This is a genomic window from Melittangium boletus DSM 14713 (genome assembly GCF_002305855.1).
In the GTDB taxonomy this organism is placed as follows: domain Bacteria; phylum Myxococcota; class Myxococcia; order Myxococcales; family Myxococcaceae; genus Cystobacter; species Cystobacter boletus.
This window is the reverse complement of sequence record NZ_CP022163.1, coordinates 23,564-40,455: the sequence shown is the minus strand read 5'-3', so window position 1 is coordinate 40,455 and position 16,892 is coordinate 23,564. Positions and strand designations below refer to the sequence as shown.

Annotated in this window: 14 protein-coding genes; 11 read left to right on the top strand and 3 right to left on the bottom strand. The window is 69.0% G+C overall.

The window, feature by feature from the left end:
- Positions 1-105: 105 nt before the first annotated feature.
- Positions 106-912 carry an MOSC domain-containing protein gene (locus tag MEBOL_RS00170; RefSeq protein ID WP_095975520.1) on the bottom strand — a complete coding sequence of 269 codons (807 nt, stop codon included), beginning with the start codon at positions 910-912 and terminating at the stop codon, positions 106-108.
- 116 nt (positions 913-1,028) lie between these two features.
- Here MEBOL_RS00170 and MEBOL_RS00165 point away from each other — a divergent pair, with 116 nt between their 5' ends.
- Genes MEBOL_RS00165 through cysI form a run of 7 tightly spaced genes read left to right on the top strand, consistent with a single transcriptional unit; the run spans position 1,029 to position 9,308 of the window.
- Positions 1,029-1,769 carry a phosphoadenylyl-sulfate reductase gene (locus MEBOL_RS00165; protein WP_095975519.1) on the top strand — a complete coding sequence of 247 codons (741 nt, stop codon included), beginning with the start codon at positions 1,029-1,031 and terminating at the stop codon, positions 1,767-1,769.
- A gap of 27 nt (positions 1,770-1,796) precedes the next feature.
- Positions 1,797-2,438, top strand: a complete 642-nt coding sequence (locus MEBOL_RS00160; RefSeq protein WP_095975518.1) for a precorrin-2 dehydrogenase/sirohydrochlorin ferrochelatase family protein — start codon at positions 1,797-1,799, stop codon at positions 2,436-2,438.
- On the top strand, positions 2,435-3,232 hold the full coding sequence (gene cobA, locus MEBOL_RS00155; protein WP_095975517.1) for a uroporphyrinogen-III C-methyltransferase: 798 nt from the start codon (positions 2,435-2,437) through the stop codon (positions 3,230-3,232). The genes MEBOL_RS00160 and cobA overlap by 4 nt, the downstream gene beginning before the upstream one ends.
- Positions 3,229-4,152, top strand: a complete 924-nt coding sequence (gene cysD, locus MEBOL_RS00150) for a sulfate adenylyltransferase subunit CysD (protein WP_095975516.1) — start codon at positions 3,229-3,231, stop codon at positions 4,150-4,152. Before cobA ends, cysD begins: the two co-directional genes overlap by 4 nt.
- 1 nt (position 4,153) lies before the next feature.
- Positions 4,154-5,812, top strand: a complete 1,659-nt coding sequence (locus MEBOL_RS00145) for a GTP-binding protein (protein ID WP_095975515.1) — start codon at positions 4,154-4,156, stop codon at positions 5,810-5,812.
- Positions 5,809-7,614 (top strand): assimilatory sulfite reductase (NADPH) flavoprotein subunit, encoded by a 1,806-nt coding sequence (locus MEBOL_RS00140; protein WP_095975514.1) that lies wholly within the window; start codon positions 5,809-5,811, stop codon positions 7,612-7,614. The genes MEBOL_RS00145 and MEBOL_RS00140 overlap by 4 nt, the downstream gene beginning before the upstream one ends.
- 14 nt (positions 7,615-7,628) lie before the next feature.
- A complete protein-coding gene (cysI, locus tag MEBOL_RS00135; RefSeq protein ID WP_095975513.1) occupies positions 7,629-9,308 on the top strand; it encodes an assimilatory sulfite reductase (NADPH) hemoprotein subunit in 1,680 nt (559 codons plus the stop codon).
- Positions 9,309-9,366: 58 nt separating this feature from the next.
- On the opposite strand, the gene MEBOL_RS00130 is transcribed toward cysI, so the two are convergent.
- Positions 9,367-10,668 carry a DUF418 domain-containing protein gene (locus MEBOL_RS00130; RefSeq protein ID WP_095975512.1) on the bottom strand — a complete coding sequence of 434 codons (1,302 nt, stop codon included), beginning with the start codon at positions 10,666-10,668 and terminating at the stop codon, positions 9,367-9,369.
- 69 nt (positions 10,669-10,737) lie between these two features.
- Positions 10,738-11,325 (bottom strand): regulatory protein RecX, encoded by a 588-nt coding sequence (locus MEBOL_RS00125; RefSeq protein WP_095975511.1) that lies wholly within the window; start codon positions 11,323-11,325, stop codon positions 10,738-10,740.
- Between the two features lie 128 nt (positions 11,326-11,453).
- On the opposite strand from MEBOL_RS00125, the gene MEBOL_RS00120 reads away from it, so the two are divergent.
- The 4 genes from MEBOL_RS00120 (at position 11,454) to metH (ending at position 16,885) form a co-directional block, all read left to right on the top strand.
- A complete protein-coding gene (locus tag MEBOL_RS00120; RefSeq protein ID WP_157774681.1) occupies positions 11,454-12,056 on the top strand; it encodes a nuclease-related domain-containing protein in 603 nt (200 codons plus the stop codon).
- A 101-nt stretch (positions 12,057-12,157) separates the two neighbouring features.
- A complete protein-coding gene (locus MEBOL_RS00115) occupies positions 12,158-13,114 on the top strand; it encodes an ArsR/SmtB family transcription factor (protein WP_095975509.1) in 957 nt (318 codons plus the stop codon).
- Positions 13,111-14,175 (top strand): homocysteine S-methyltransferase family protein, encoded by a 1,065-nt coding sequence (locus tag MEBOL_RS00110; protein ID WP_095975508.1) that lies wholly within the window; start codon positions 13,111-13,113, stop codon positions 14,173-14,175. The genes MEBOL_RS00115 and MEBOL_RS00110 overlap by 4 nt, the downstream gene beginning before the upstream one ends.
- 22 nt (positions 14,176-14,197) lie before the next feature.
- Positions 14,198-16,885 carry a methionine synthase gene (gene metH, locus MEBOL_RS00105; RefSeq protein ID WP_095975507.1) on the top strand — a complete coding sequence of 896 codons (2,688 nt, stop codon included), beginning with the start codon at positions 14,198-14,200 and terminating at the stop codon, positions 16,883-16,885.
- The last annotated feature ends 7 nt before the right edge of the window (positions 16,886-16,892 follow it).

Below are 16,892 nucleotides of genomic sequence, written 5' to 3'. Positions count from 1 at the left end.
TGAAGCACGCCGCATGCCAGGAGGCCGGGGCCTCTTCATGGCACGGCCGCCGAGGGAGCGCGGCGTCCAGGGCCCGCGCGGCCCCGGGCGCGCCCCGTCATTCTTTCAGCCTTCCTCGAGCACCTCGACCGGGTCTCCCACGCGCAGCTGGCCCTCGCCGCGCGCGAGGACGTTCTGCCCGAAGAGCACCTTGTTGCCCTGCTTGCGGTACGCGGTGAGGGTGCGCAGGGGCTCCTGGTGGGGGTCGCGGCGCGCCGTCTCCGGGTCCACGGTGATGAGGACGCAGCGGGCGCACGGCTTGGTCAGCGCCAGCTCCACGCCGCCGATGCGCACCCGCTTCCACCGGTCCTCGGCGAAGGGCTCGCAGCCGGACACCACCAGGTTGGGGCGGAAGTGGCCCATGCTCACGGGCTGGGACAGGCGCGTGTTGAGCTCGGCGAGCGAGGCCTCGGACACGAGCATCAGGGGATAGGCATCGGCGAAGCCCACCCGGTCCGTGGGGGCGGCGCGCTTGGGGTCCACCGGGCGTTGCATCCGGGGGTCCACGTACACGAGCCGCAGGGGCTCGCCCAGGTAGTCGGAGAGCCACTGGTCCGCGTCCGCCCCGGCGCATGCGGCGGAGCAGGTGTCGTCCCAGAGGGTGATGTCCAGGCGGGACGCGTGGGCGGAGGGCACGGGCACTTCGATCGGCGCCCGGCCCGGCGCCGACAGGCTCAATCCCGTGGGGGTGGGGAGCGCACGCACATGGAGGAGGGCGGGCAGTTCGCGCCCCGTCATGAAGGCGCCGTCGGGGCGCACCGCCATCCATCGGCGGTCATGCTGGAGCCCGAGTGGCTCCACCGTGGCGTGGGTGAGGGGCAGGGCCGCGCAGGACTTGAGCGGGTAGATGGTGAGGGCGGAGAGCGTTGGCACGGGGCGTTCTTAAAGAGCCGCCCTCCCCAGGTCAAAGAGCCGGCGAGCATCCGTCATATTGGCGCTTTGTCCATGTTGACGGAAAGGACCCCTGGGCGCTACTACGAGTTCCTTCCATGGCCTCTTCCTCCTCCCTGTCGTCTTCCGCGCTGTCTTCCGACGAATTGCAGGCCGCCGCGGAGGAACTGCTCGATGCCCCCGCGGAGCAGGTGCTCGCCTGGGTGGAGCGGCGCTTCGGTGCCCGGGCGGCCATCGCCTCCAGTTTCGGCGCGGAGGACATGGTGCTCATCGATCTGGCGCGCCAGCACGCCCCGAGCGTGCGCCTGTTCACGCTGGATACCGGGCGCCTGCCGCCGGAGACGTACGAGGTGATGGAGGTGGTGCGCCGCCGCTACGGCGTGGACATCGAGACGTTCTTTCCGGATCGCGCGCGGGTGGAGGCGCTGGAGTCCAGCAAGGGCTACTTCTCCTTCAAGCAGAGCATCGAGGAGCGCAAGGCATGTTGTGCCCTGCGCAAGGTGGAGCCCCTGGGACGCGCCCTCGCGGGGCGGGAGGCGTGGGTGACGGGGATGCGGCGCGACCAGTCCGTCACACGCACCGAGGTGCGGGCGGTGGAGGCCGACACGGGCCATGGCCTCATCAAGGTGAATCCGCTCGCCCGCTGGGGAAGCCGGGAAGTGTGGGCCTACATCCAGGCGCACGGTGTCCCCTACAACGCGCTGCATGACCGCGGGTACCCTTCCATTGGATGCGCGCCCTGTACGCGCGCGGTGAAGCCTTATGAAGAAGAGCGCGCGGGGCGCTGGTGGTGGGAGTCTCCGGACAACAAGGAATGCGGCCTGCACGTGCACCGCTGAGTCCTGCTCGGGACGCGTGACACGGGCATGAGCGCGCATGTGGATTTTCCCGTCTGTCTTCGGCTGGCGGGCAAGCGGGTGCTGCTGGTCGGGGCGGGGACGATCGCCGACGAGCGGAGCCAGCAGCTCGTGGAGGCGGGAGCCCGGGTGCGCGTGGTGGCGCCCGTCGTGAGTCCGCGCATCCAGCGGCTCGCGGAGGCGGGACGGTTGGAGTTGATCGAGCGCGTCTGGCGGCCCGAGGACACCCTGGAGCAGCAGCTCGTGTTCGTGGCCACGGACGACCCCGAGGTGAGCCGGGCGGTGGCGGCCGAGGCGCGCGCGCGGGGCCTGTGGTTGAACACGGCGGACGTGCCCGAGCTGTGTGACTTCACGCTGCCCTCGGTGGGCCGGCGCGGTCCCCTCGTCGTGGCGGTGTCCACCTCGGGGCTGGCGCCCGCGCTGGCGCGTGTGCTGCGTCAACAGTTCCTGGAGCAGGTGACGCCCGGACATGTGCGGCTGGCCCGGCTGAGTGGGTGGTTGCGCAAGCGGCTGCCCCGGGGGGCCGCGCGGATGCGGCTGCTCAAGCACCTGGTGGAGGGCGAGGCGGGGGCGTTGCTGGTGCGAGGCGAGCGCCGGGCCGCGTGGGCCCGCGTGCGCGCCGCGCTCGAGACCTTTGGAGAGACGACATGAGCGAGCCCAAGGAGGGCACGGTGTATCTGGTGGGGGCGGGGCCGGGAGATCCCGGACTGCTCACGCTGCGCGCGGCCCGGCTGCTCGCGGGCGCGGACACGGTGGTGTACGACCGCCTCATCCATCCCGACGTCCTGGCGCATGCCCGGCCCCGGGCCCGGTTGTTGTTCGTGGGCAAGGAGGGCGGGGGAGAGTCGGTGGCGCAGGAGGAGATCCACGCGCTGCTCATCTCCCAGGCGCGGCTTGGCCGCGCGGTGGTGCGGCTCAAGGGGGGAGACCCCTTCGTCTTCGGGCGGGGCGGAGAGGAAGCGCTGGCGCTGGAGGAGGCGGGGATTCCCTACGAGGTGGTGCCCGGCGTCTCCAGTGGCGTGGCCGCTCCGGCGGCGGCGGGCATTCCCGTCACCCATCGGGGCGTCGCGGGCTCGGTGACGTTCGCCACCGCGCACCGCACCGGGCCGGCGCCGGACTGGGCGCACCTGGCCGGGGCGGAAACGCTCGTGCTCTTCATGGCGGGCAGCCGGTTGGAGGAAGTGACGCTCGCGCTCATCGCCGCGGGGCGGCCGGCCACCACGCCGGCGGCGATCGTGGAGGCGGGCACCTGGGAGCACCAACGGGTGTTCGAGGCGCCGCTCGCGGGCATCGCGGCGCGTGCCCGGCAGGAGGCGGTGGGCTCTCCGGCCCTGCTGGTGGTGGGCGAGGTCGTCTCGCTGCGCGCGCGATTGCCCGCGCTGGCCCGGGACGCGGCCCGCGGTGAACGAACTGGAACGGTTTCTCGAGGTGGAGGCGGGACATGAGTCAAGCCCTGTCGGCGGCGGTACGGCATTCGCACCTGTCGGTGCTGGAAGCCGAAAGCATTCACATCCTCCGGGAGACGGCGGCCGAGTTCGCCAACCCGGTGATGCTCTACAGCATTGGCAAGGACTCGCAGGTGCTGCTGCACCTGGCGCGCAAGGCCTTTCATCCCGCGCCCCTGCCCTTTCCGCTGCTGCACGTGGACACCACGTGGAAGTTCCGGGAGATGTATGCCTTCCGGGACTCCTTCACGGCGCGCCATGGCATCAAGCTGCTGGTGCACCAGAACAAGAAGGCGCTCGCGGAGGGCATCAACCCCTTCGACCATGGCAGCCAGAAGTACACCCACGCCATGAAGACCCAGTCGCTGCTGGAGGCGCTCGCGCTGCACGGCTTCGACGCGGCCTTTGGTGGCGCGCGCCGGGACGAGGAGAAGTCCCGCGCCAAGGAGCGGGTGTATTCCTTCCGGGACAGGCACGGCCAGTGGGAGCCGCGCAAGCAGCGGCCCGAGCTGTGGAGCCTCTACAACGGCCGCATCGACGCGGGCGAGAGCATGCGGGTGTTCCCCCTGTCCAACTGGACGGAGCTGGATGTGTGGCACTACATCCTCAAGGAGAACATCCCCGTCGTCCCGCTGTACTTCGCCGCCGAGCGTCCGGTGGTGAGCCGCAATGGCCAGTGGATCATGGTGGATGACGAGCGCATGCGGCTGCGTCCCGGCGAGCAGCCCGTGCAGAAGCGGGTGCGCTTCCGCACCCTGGGCTGCTACCCGCTCAGTGGCGCGGTGGAGTCCTCGGCCACCTCGGTCGAGGACATCATCACCGAGATGACGGAGTCCCGCGTGTCCGAGCGGCAGGGCCGGCTCATCGATCACGACGAGGAAGGCTCGATGGAACTCAAGAAGCGCGAGGGGTACTTCTAAGATGGCCGCCGAGATTCAGGTTCAGGAGACGACGGACGTTCAGCGCTTCCTCGCCGAGCACGCGGAGAAGGAGTTGCTGCGCCTGGTGGTGGTGGGCTCGGTGGACGATGGCAAGTCCACGCTCATCGGCCGGCTCCTCTACGAGTGCAACGGGCTCTTCGAGGATCAGGTGGCCGCGGTGAAGCGCGCGAGCGCGGGCGGGGAGATCGACTTCTCGCTCTTCACCGATGGCCTGCGCGCCGAGCGCGAGCAGGGCATCACCATCGACGTGGCCTACCGGTACTTCTCCACGCGCCGGCGCAAGGTGATCGTCGCCGACACGCCGGGACACCTCCAGTACACGCGCAACATGGCCACGGGGGCCTCCACGGCCGACGCCGCCGTCATCCTGGTGGACGCGCGCCTGGGCATCCTCCCGCAGACGCGGCGGCATGCGTACCTGGCCTCGCTGCTGGGCATTCCCTACCTGGCCGTGTCCATCAACAAGATGGACCTGATGGACTTCGATCGCGCGGTGTACGAGCGCCTCACCACCGAGTTCGAGGCCTTCGCGCGCACGCTCGGCTTCGAGCAGGTCCGCTACTTCCCCATCAGCGCGCGCACGGGCGACAACATCACCCAGCCGAGCGGCCGCACGCCCTGGCACGACGGTGAGACGCTGCTCGGGTGGCTGGAGTCCCTGCCGCACCAGCGCCGCCAGGAGGACGCCTCCTTCCGCTTCCCCGTGCAGTACGTGCTGCGGCCGGACCTGGACTACCGCGGGTTCGCCGGGCAGATTGTCTCCGGCACGGTGCGCCTGGGTGACGAGGTGGTGGTGTATCCCTCGAAGCGGCGCACGCACATCGCGTCCATCGACACCTTCGAGGGCCGGCTCGACGAGGCCAGCGCGCCCACCTCCGTGACGCTGCGCCTCACCGACGAGGTGGACGTCAGCCGCGGGGACATGATCTCCCATGTCGGGCAGCCGCCGGTGGCGCTCCAGGAACTGGAGGCCATGCTGGTCTGGTTCGGCGAGGAGCGCCTGGACACCTCGCGCCGCTACCTCGTGAAGCACACCTCCAAGTACGTCCCCGCGCACATCGAGCAGGTGCTCTGGCGCAAGGAGCTGGAGGACCTGTCCGAGGTGGACGCCACCTCGCTGTCGCTCAATGAGATCGGCAAGGTGCGGCTCGTGTGCAAGCGGCCGCTCGTGTGCGACCCCTACCGCGACAACCGGCGCACCGGCGCCTTCATCGTCGTGGATCCCCTCACCAACGACACGGTCGCCGCGGGGATGATCCTCGGGGGCGTGGGCGGAGAGGGCACCCAGGAAGTGCGCTCGCTCGTCACCGCGGAGGAGCGGCGTGGGCGCCTCGGCCAGTCGGGGGCGGTCCTCCTGCTCACGGGCACTCCGGAGGTGCGCGAGGCCGCGCTGCGCCTGGAGCGGACCCTGTTCGATCAGGGCCGGCACGTCGTCACGGTGCGCGGAGACGCGGAGAGCGCGCTCGCGCTGGCCGAGGCCGGACTGCTCGCCATCCTCTATACCCCCGTGCCCCAGGCGCGCTTGAGCTTGAGTCAACAGCTTCGGGGCGCGGGCATCCCGTGGCTCGAGCTGGAGCCTTCCGAGCCCGTGGAGCAGCAGGTGCGGCGCGTTCTGGACGCGCAGGAGAAGACGTCTTGAGTTCTTCCGTGAAGCTGGCCACGCCGCTCGGCGATGAGAAGGCCGTGCTGTTGCAGCGTCTGGTCGAGGGGCTCGATCCCTCGTCGCTCACGTGGTTGAGCGGGTATTTCGCCGGACTCGCGGCCCGGCCCTCTCCGGCCGCCGCGCCCCAGCCCGGAGCGGCGCCCCAGGCCTCGCCCCAGGAGACGGTGACGCTCGTCTATGGCACCCAGACGGGCAACAGCCGCCTGCTGGCGGAGCGTTTGAAGCAGCGGCTGGAGGCCGCTGGCGTCTCCGTGCGTGCCTTCCGCGCGGGCGAGTACCCCGTGCGCGAGCTCAAGAACGAGCGGCTGCTGTACGTGGTCATCAGCACCCAGGGGGATGGCGATCCTCCGGATGACGCGCGCGGCTTCTTCGACTTCGTGATGAGCAAGCGGGCTCCGGCGCTGGAGAAGCTGCGCTTCGCGGTGTTGTCGCTCGGCGACTCGAGCTACCCGAAGTTCTGCGAGGTCGGCCGCGTCCTCGACGAGCGCTTCGCGCAACTGGGCGCGGGGCGGTTGTTCGCACGTGTCGATTGCGACCTGGACTTCGAGCCGGCCGCCGCGCCCTGGCTGGAGCAGGCCCTGGAGCGAGCCCGCGCGGAGGTGGGAACGCCGGTCACGCTGGCGACCGTCACGCCGCTGCACCAGGGCTCGGTTCCCCCCACGTTCAGCCGGGACAACCCCTATCCGGCCCAGGTGCTGGCCAACCAGCGCATCACCGGCCGCGGGGCGCTCAAGGACGTGCGCCACGTGGAGCTGTCGCTGGAGGGCTCGGGCCTGAGCTACGAGCCGGGTGACGCGCTCGGCGTGGTGCCGCGCAATCCGCCGGAGCTGGTCGACGCGGTGCTCTCCACGCTCAAGCTGGACGGCGCCACCGAGGTCGCGCGCGAGGGCCGCACGCTGCCGCTCGCGCGCTGGCTGTCCGAGGGACTGGAGATCACCAAGCTGAGCCGTCCCTTCCTGGCGAACCACGCCACGCGCTCGGGGAACGCGGAGCTCCAGCGCCTGCTCACGCCGGAGGGCGCCGAGTCCCTGCGCGCGATGCTCGCCAACCACCAGGTCATCGATCTGCTCCGGACGCACCCCGCGGCGTGGAGCGCGGAGGAGCTGGTGGCCGCGCTGCGCCGCCTGACGCCGCGCCTGTATTCGATCGCCTCCAGCCAGAAGCGGGTGGGCGACGAGGTGCATCTGACGGTGGCCCGGGTGGATTACGAGGCCTTTGGCTTCCGTCACTTCGGCGCGGCCTCGTCCTACCTGTCCTCGCGCGTGGCCGAGCAGGACCTGGTGGACGTCTTCATCGAGTCCAACGATCGTTTCCGGCTGCCCCGGGATGGCTCGCGGGACATCCTGATGATCGGGCCGGGCACGGGCGTGGCGCCGTTTCGCGCCTTCGTCCAGGAGCGCGCCGAGTCCGGCGCGAGCGGCCGCAACTGGCTCTTCTTCGGCGAACAGCACTTCCGCTCGCAGTTCCTCTACCAGGTCGAATGGCAGGAAGCGGTGAAGAAGGGCCACCTGCACCGGTTGGACGTGGCGTTCTCACGCGACCAGGGCCGGAAGATCTACGTGCAGCACCGCCTGCGTGAGCAGGGGCGCGAGGTGCACGCGTGGCTGGAGGGGGGCGCGTCCCTCTACGTGTGCGGCGAGGCGCAGCGCATGGCGCCGGACGTCCACGAGGCCTTGATCGACATCTACATGACCCACGGTGGCAAGAGCCGGGACGATGCCCGGGCCCACCTCGACTCGCTGCGCGAGCAGCAGCGCTACCTGCGCGACGTCTACTGAGGGAGACTCACCCCATGAGCAAGAATCCGACCCAGGCTCCGCTGGCCGAGGTGGAGCACATCAAGGCGCGCAGCCGTCATCTGCGCGGGACGCTGGTGGAGAGCCTCGCGGACCCGCTCACCGGCGCCATCGCTCCGGCCGACACCCAGCTCATCAAGTTCCACGGCAGCTATCAGCAGGACGACCGGGACATCCGAGAGGAGCGCCGGCAGCAGAAGCTGGAGCCGGATTACAGCTTCATGATCCGCACCCGGCTGCCCGGCGGCGTGTGCACGCCCAAGCAGTGGCTGGATCTGGACGGGCTGGCGCGCACCCTGGCCAACGGGACGCTGCGGTTGACCACGCGTCAGGCCTTCCAGTTCCACGGCGTGCTCAAGGGGGACTTGAAGCCCACCATCGCGGGCATCAACGCCACCCTGCTCGACACGCTCGCGGCCTGCGGCGACGTCAACCGCAACGTGATGTGCAACCCCAACCCGGTGGACTCGCGCGCGCACGTCGTGGTGCAGGAGTGGACGAAGCGCTTGTCCGAGCACCTGCTGCCCAGGACGCGCGCCTACTACGAGATCTGGCTGGACGAGGAGAAGGTCGCGGGATTGGAGGAGGAGCCCATCTACGGTTCCACCTACCTGCCTCGCAAGTTCAAGGCGGCCGTGGTGGTGCCGCCCCTCAATGACGTGGACGTGTTCTCCCAGGACCTGGGCTTCATCGCCATCCTGGAGGCCGGGGAACTGGTGGGCTTCAACGTCACGGTGGGCGGTGGCATGGGCGCCACGCACGGGGACAACGCGACCTTCCCCCGTCTCGCGGACGTGATTGGCTTCGTGCCCCCCGAGCGGATGCTCGAGGTGGCCGAGAACGTGGTGAAGGTGCAGCGAGACTTCGGCGATCGCACCAACCGCAAGCACGCGCGGCTCAAGTACACCATCGAGGATCGGGGCATCACCTGGTTCGTGGCGGAGCTGGAGCAGCGGCTCGGGTTCAAGCTCGAGCCCGCGCGTCCCTTCGCGTTCGACCACAACGGAGACCGCTTCGGCTGGCTCCAGGGCCACGACGGGAAGTGGAACCTGACGCTCTTCATCGAGAGCGGCCGGGTGGCGGATCGCGGCGAGCAGCGGCACCTGACGGGCCTGCGGGAGATCGCCAAGGTGCTCAAGGGTGACTTCCGGCTGACGCCCAACCAGAACCTGGTCATCGCGGGCATCGCTCCCGAGGATCGTCCGGCGATCGAGGCACTGGTGGAGGCGCATGGCCTCGCGGGATTCCAGCGCGCCAGTCCCCTGCGCCGCAATGCGCTCGCCTGCGTGGCGCTGCCCACGTGTGCCCTGGCCATGGCGGAGGCCGAGCGCTACCTGCCGGACTTCGTGAGCCTGTTGGAGTCGCGGATGGCGGCCCATGGGCTGGACAAGGACAACCTGCACCTGCGCATCACCGGGTGCCCGAACGGGTGCGCCCGGCCGTACCTGGCGGAGGTGGCGCTCGTGGGCAAGGCGCCGGGCCGCTACAACCTCTTCCTCGGCGGAGACCAGAAGGGCCAGCGCCTCAACCGGCTGTACCGCGAGAACATCGACGAGAAGGGCATCCTGGAAGCGCTCGAGCCCCTCTTCGCCGCGTACGCGAAGGAGCGCCAGCCGGGCGAGGGTTTCGGCGACTTCACCGTGCGCGCGGGACACGTCGCGGCGCCCCGGGCCTGAGTCCCCACGTGGGTTGAAAACGGGCGGGAGGCCTTCGGGTCTTCCGCCCGTTGTCGTTTCAGGCGGTGGGTGCCATGTCCCGTGTCGGGTGCTTGGAGGGTCGGCGCATGGGCTGGCGCTGGCCGTAGGTCAGCGTGCGCCACAGCCATTCGACCGGACCGAAGCGGAAGCGCGCCATCCACAGATGGCTCAGCGGCACCTGGACCGCGAACAGCCCGGACATGAGCGCCAGGCATGACGCGGCGCCGAGCTTGCCCATGAGGCTGAATCCGTACCCGTAGAACACGAACTGGCTGATGACGGTCTGGCTCAGGTAGTTCGTCAGCGCCATCTGTCCCGCCGGTGCCAACAGCGACAGTCCTCGCCGCCAGCGCGGACGTACGAAGAGCAGTGAGAGTCCGGCCGCGTAGACCGCGGCGAGCCCCAGGACGCTCAACTCCCAGATCGAGGGTTGGATCACCCGCCAGGGCAGGTTCAGGGACGAGGGGAGGGTGCCGGACTTCAGCAGGCGTGGGATCAACCAGCCCGCGACGCTCCCCACGAGCGCGGCCCCAAGACCCCAGCCGAACAGCCGCCGGAACAAGGGGCGGTGGCGTTCCACGTCCTGGAAAAGTAGCAGCCGTCCGGCCAGGAGCCCCAGGAGGAACCGGCCGAGGGTGACCAGCATGTGGGACACCTGCAACGGCCGGAAGGTGAAGCTCAGGCTGAAATCGAGGTTGGCCCGCGCCATGGTGAGGTAGTCGCCGCTCTGGAAGGCCGCGAGCGTCTGGGCGCGGATGAGCCGGGAGTGCGCCATGTTCTCCTGGGCGAAGTCGCGCACCACGTCCGGCGAACTCGCCCACAGCGGAACGAGCTTGAGGACGGCGGAGACGGCGAGCGAGCCGCCGAAGATGAGCGCGAGGCCCCAGACGAGCAGGTTGCGGTGGGGCAGGCCGCGAAACAGCAGCAGCGCGAAGCCCGTCACCGCGTACATGGCCAGGACGTCTCCGTACCAGAGCGCGAAGCGGTGCAGCAGGCCGATGAGCAGGAGCACGCCCAGACGCCGCGAGTACACCCGGACGATGGAGGCCCCTCGGGCCTCGGCGCGGCCCAACTGCACGGCGAAGCCCAGGCCGAAGAGGAACGAGAAGAGGGCCATGGCCTTTCCCGCGAGCAACTGTTCGAAGAGGAAGTCCGCCGTGGCATCCCACCACGACGCCTTGAGGGCCTGGCCGCGCTCCCTCGGCAGCAGGCCATTGCCGCTCAGATGCATGTAGGCATTGGAGACGAACACTCCGCCAAGAGCGAAGCCGCGCAGGACATCGAGCAGGAGGACCCGCTCGCCGGCGTCGACCGGGCGCGCGGGGGATGATTCGGGCATGTGTCCAGTATGGACCTGGGCGAAGCTACCCGTGAACCCGGAGGAGAGACACGCCTGAATCGCGGCGGCTCACTCGTTCTCGGGGGATCCCTCGTCGGCCGTTCCATCGATGATCTTCTTCGCCAGGGCGAACGGGAAGCCCGCGCGAGCCATGGCGGCGAGATCCTTCTGTCGGTGATCCTTCCGGGTCCCCGCGTCGCGCCGGAAGGGGCCCAGGCGCTTCTTGCGAGCCCAGATGCGCGCGGCGGCTTCCTCGGACACCTCCTGCGTCGCCTGGGCCACCTTCCGCGCCACGACGTCCGGGGACACGCCCTTGAGCTTGAGCTTCTGGGCGATCACCCGGGCGCTGCGGCCCGAGGCGCGCAATGAGTGCGCCTTGGTCTCGGCGTAGGCCTGATCGTTGATGAGCCCATTGCGCACGAGCTTGTCCGCGAGCGCATCCACCCAGCCCATCGCCTCGGAGCGCTCGCCGCCGTGCACGCGCAGGGAGCGATCCACCCGGCGCAGGAGCACGCGTTTGAGCTGACTCACCGTCGCCGAGTACCGCTTGAGGTAATGCAGCGCGGCATTCTCCAGATAGCGTGGAGACACCCTCCGGGGCTGTTTCTTGTGTGGTTCCCGGGGCTTGCCACCCGTTTCGTCCCTCGACTCATCCATGACGCGACGTATCTAACATCCGGGACCGACCCGGGCGGGTGCCCAGATGTGTCAGACTGTCTCCGTAAGATGGATGGGTCATGGGGTGTCGCCTGGTTGCTGGGGCGACATCCGGGGAGGGCAAACCCATGCAAGGTGTGAAAAAAACGCGGCAGAGCCGTACCCGGCGCGCGCCTGGGCAGAGCGCTCGTGAACAGGAGCGGCTCATCGCCGACAGGACATTGGTGAAGACCGCCATGGAGCAGGCCTGGGCGCAGGGGGCCGCGGGGGAGGAGTATGTCGGGGGGCTCCTCAATACGCTCCGGGAGAAGGGATGGACCGCCATTCATGACCTGAGGCGGGGTTCCCAGGGCTCGAACGTGGATCACCTCGTCATCGGGCCCGCCGGCGTCTTCGTCATCGACACCAAGTGGGTGAGCGGGAAGGTGTGGGTGGCGGGTTCGCGAATCCGGGTGAACAACTTCCCGCAGAACTACCTGGAGAAGCTGGAGGAGCAGGTCTTCTACGTCCACGAGCGCTTGCTCGCGGCGAGCGGGCGGCCCTCCTTGTGGGTTCAGGGCCTGCTGGTGTTCGTGGAGCCCCAGTGGACGGTGAAGGAGCAACCCTTCCCCTTCGGCGTGCTCTCCGATGAAGACCTGCTGCCCGCGCTCACCCGGATGCCGCGGCGGTTCTCGGCCGACGAAGTCGCGGAACTGGCCCGAGCCGCGAGTCGCGCCGCGACCTGGACCTGAGTCGCGGCGCGCCGTCCCCCGGCGCGGAGGACCGTGCCGCTGACACGAGTCATCCTGTTCCTTGAAAATTGGAGCGTATCGATATATCTTCATATGTCGAGATGCAGGAACTCACGGAAGCCTTCAAAACCCTGGGAGACCCGACCCGGCTGCGCATTCTCCGGCTGGTGGGCGAGGCTCGTCTCAACGTGTCGGAAGTCGTGTCGCTGGTGGGGGTGGCGCAGTCGTCGGTGTCGCACCACCTGACCCGGCTCAAGGCGCTGGAGCTCATCCGGGAGGAGCGGCAGGGTGGTTTCACCTACTACTCGCTGGTGGTCGACGAGAAGGCGCCCCTCTGGCCGCTCATCCGGCTCGCGAAGAACGCGCCGGACGAGCACGGGGACCTGGCCCGCCTGACGGATCTGCTGCGGCGCCGGGAAGACGTGCACACGCTCAACGAGAAGCTGCTCGAGCCCGGGCAGTCGTGGAGGCTGTGGGCCGCCGCGCTGGCGAGCCTGCTGCCGCCGCTCGACCTGGTCGACTTCGGCTGTGGCACCGGCGTGCTGACGGTGGAACTCGCGCGGTGGGCCCGGCACGTCACGGCCATCGACCGCAGCGCGACGGCGTTGCACAAGGCCCGCGTCGAAGCCGAGCGCCTGGGCCTGCACAACATCACCTTCCTCGAGGCCAACCTCGAGGCGCTGCCGCTCAAGAGCGGGGCCTATGATCTGGTGGTGCTCTCGCAGAGCCTCCACCACGTGGAGTCGTGCGAGCGCGTGCTGACCGAGGGCGCGCGGCTGCTCAAGCCGGGCGGGCGCATGGTGGTGCTCGAGCTGCTGCCCCATGACGAGCAGTGGGTCCGCTCGAGTCTGGGCCACCGGCACCTCGGTTTCGAGCCGGAAGCGTTGCGCGACGCGATGCGCGCGGCCGGGCTCGAGGCGCCCACGCTCGTGTCCGCGCCACGAGACGTGGCCTCTCCATTCAAGGCCTTCCTTCTCACGGGCACCCGGGCCGTGTCGCAGTCCCTCCCGGCACCGGCCGCCCTTCGCAAGTCACCTCTTGGCACGAGTGCTTCATGATCCGACCCGCGCACACCGCCCAGGAACTCGAGCAGTTGTTCTCCCAGCGCATCGCCGTGCTCGATGGCGCCATGGGCTCGATGATCCAGACGTATCCGCTCACGGAGGCCGACTTCCGGGGCGAGCTCTTCCGGGAGCACCCGAAGGATCTCAAGGGCAACAACGATCTGTTGTGCCTCACGCGGCCGGACATCATCGAGGAGATCCACGGGCGCTACTTCGCCGCGGGCGCCGACATGGTGGAGACCAACACGTTCAGCAGCACCTCCATCGCCCAGGCGGATTATGACCTGGGGGCCATCGTGCCGGAGCTGAACGCGGCCGCGGTGGGGTGCGCCCGCCGGGCCGCGCTGGCCGCCGAGGCCGCCACGCCGGGCCGCCGCTGCTTCGTCGCCGGAGCCATCGGGCCGTTGAACCGCACGCTGTCGATGTCGCCGGACGTCAACCGTCCGGACTACCGCGCGGTGAACTGGGATGAAGTGGTGGCCGCCTACTCGGAGCAGGTGCGCGCCATGCTGTCGGCCGGGGTGGACGTGCTGCTCGTCGAGACCATTTTCGACACGCTCAACGCCAAGGCCGCGCTCTTCGCCATCGACAGCTGCTTCGAGGAACTCGGCACCCGCGTGCCCGTCATGGTGTCCGTCACCATCACCGACGCGTCGGGACGCACGCTGTCGGGGCAGACCATCACCGCGTTCTACAATTCCATCCGGCACGCCAAACCCTTCAGCGTGGGCATCAACTGTGCGCTGGGCGCCAAGGACATGCGGCCCTATCTGCAGGAACTCTCGGGAGTCGCCGAGTGCCACGTCACCTGCTACCCCAACGCGGGCCTGCCCAATGCGTTTGGTGGCTATGACGAGTCGCCCGCGGACATGGCCCGGGCGGTGAGCGACTTCGCCCGGCAGGGCTGGGTGAACATGGTGGGTGGCTGTTGTGGCTCGACGCCGGAGCACATCGCCGCCATCGCCGCCGCCGTGTATCCCTTCGCGAAGCGCGCCTCGCTCCCGCCCACCCACACCATGCGCTTGAGTGGTCTCGAACCGCTCCTCGTTCCGTGATCCGGAGAAAGAAGACCCCGCCGTGACGAACCAGGCTTCGCGCTTCCAGATCGTTGGCGAGCGCACCAACATCACTGGCTCTCCGAAGTTCGCCAAGGCCCTCAAGGCCGGTGACTGGGACGCTTGCCTTTCCATCGCGCGGCAGCAGGTGGAGTCGGGCGCGAACATCCTCGACATCAACGTCGACGAGGCCCTCATCGACGGCGAAGCGACGATGGTGAAGTTCCTGAACCTCATCGCCGCCGAGCCGGAAATCTCCCGCGTGCCGTTGATGCTCGACTCGTCGAAGTGGAGCGTGCTGGAGGCCGGTCTCAAGTGCGTTCAGGGCAAGGGGATCGTCAACTCCATCTCGCTCAAGGACGGAGAGGCCGAGTTCCTTCGCCGGGCACGCCTCATCCGGCGCTATGGCGCCGCGGCCGTGGTGATGGCCTTCGATGAGCAGGGGCAGGCCGCCACGCGCGATGACAAGGTGCGCATCTGCACGCGGGCGTACCGGTTGTTGGTGGATCAGGCGGGCTTCCCCCCGGAAGACATCATCTTCGATCCCAACATCCTCACCGTCGCCACGGGCATTGAGGAGCACAACAACTACGCCGTCGACTTCTTCGAGGCCACGCGCATCATCAAGGCCACGCTGCCGTACGCGAAGGTGTCGGGTGGCGTGTCGAACGTGTCCTTCTCGTTCCGGGGCAACAACCCGGTGCGCGAGGCGATTCACGCCGCCTTCCTCTTCCATGGCGTCGCCGCGGGCATGGACATGGGGATCGTCAACGCCGGCATGCTGGGCGTGTACGAGGAGATTCCCAAGGACTTGCTCGCGTGCGTCGAGGACGTGCTGCTCAACCGCCGCCCCGACGCGACCGACCGGCTGATCGCCCTGGCCGACGAGATGAAGGCGCGGGACGGCGGAGGCTCGAAGCTGGAGGTCAAGGAAGACCTCGCCTGGCGCAAGGCGCCGGTGGCCGAGCGGCTGTCGCACGCGCTGGTCAAGGGCATCGACGCCTTCATCGACGCGGACACCGAGGAGGCGCGGCTGTTGTACAAGCGGCCGCTCGACATCATCGAGGGGCCGTTGATGGACGGCATGCGCGTAGTGGGCGACCTCTTTGGCGCGGGCAAGATGTTCCTGCCGCAGGTGGTGAAGTCGGCGCGCGTGATGAAGCGCGCGGTGGCCTGGCTGACGCCCTACATGGAGGAGGAGAAGCGGCGCCAGGTGGAGGCCGGAGGGACGGCGCGCACGCAGGGCAAGGTGCTGCTCGCCACGGTGAAGGGCGACGTGCACGACATCGGCAAGAACATCGTGGGCGTGGTGCTGGCCTGCAACAACTACGAGGTCATCGACCTGGGGGTGATGGTCTCGTGTGAGAAGATCCTCACCACGGCGAAGGAGCAGGGGGTCGACGTCATCGGACTGTCGGGCCTCATCACGCCGTCGCTGGACGAGATGGTGAACGTCGCCAAGGAGATGATGCGCCTGCGGTTCGACGTGCCGCTCCTCATTGGTGGCGCCACCACGAGCCAGCCCCACACCTCGGTGAAGATCGCGCCCGAGTACGAGCCGGGCGTGGTCCACGTGCTCGATGCCTCGCGCGTGGTGAACGTGGTGAGCGCGCTGATGTCTCCCGAGCAGAAGCCGAACTTCCTCGCGGAGGTGACGGAGAAGCAGCGCCGGGCGCGGGATGACTTCGCCGCGCGCAAGGTGCAGCGCAAGCTCCTGCCGTTGGAGGAGGCGCGCGCGCGCCGGGCCATGTACGACTGGGCGCGGGTCGACATTCCCCGGCCCGCGTTCCTCGGCGCGAAGGTGTTCGACGATGTGCCGCTGAGCGAGGTGGTGCCCTTCATCGACTGGGGGCCCTTCTTCAACGCCTGGGAGTTGTACGGCGCCTTCCCGCGCATCCTGGAGGACGCCACCGTCGGCGCCGAGGCGCGCAGGCTGTACGAGGACGCGCGGGTGATGCTCAAGCGCATCGTCGATGAGAAGCGCTTCACCGCGCGGGCGGTGCTGGGCTTCTGGCCCTGCAATGGGGTGGGGGACGACGTCGAGCTGTACACCGATGAGTCCCGCACGAAGGTGCTGGGACATCTGCGCATGCTGCGCCAGCAGGCGGAGAAGCATGAGGGGCAGCCCCACCTCTGTCTGGCCGATTTCGTGGCACCGAAGGAGAGCGGCCGGCTCGACTACTGTGGGGGCTTCGTGGTGACGGCGGGCTTGGGCGTGGAGGAGTTCGCCGAGAGCTTCCGCGCGAAGCACGATGACTACTCCGCCATCATGGTGCAGGCGCTGGGAGACCGGCTCGCCGAGGCGATGGCGGAGTTGATGCACAAGCGGGCCCGCGAGTTCTGTGGCTTTGGCAAGGAGGAGGACCTCACCAACGAGCAGCTCATCCGCGAGCAGTACCGGGGCATCCGTCCGGCGCCGGGCTACCCCGCGTGTCCGGAGCACACGGAGAAGGGCACGCTCTTCGCGTTGCTCAACGCCACGGGGGCCACCGGAGTCTCCCTGACGGAGAGCTTCGCGATGACGCCGGCCAGCAGCGTGAGCGGCTTCTATTTCAACCATCCCGAGGCGAAGTACTTCGGCCTGGGGAAGATTGGCCGCGACCAGGTGCAGGACTACGCGCGCCGCAAGGGCATGACGTTCGACGAAGCGGCGCGGTGGCTCGGCCCGAACCTCGATGAGGACTCGGCCCCCGCGAGCGCGGCGGCCTGAGTCGGGC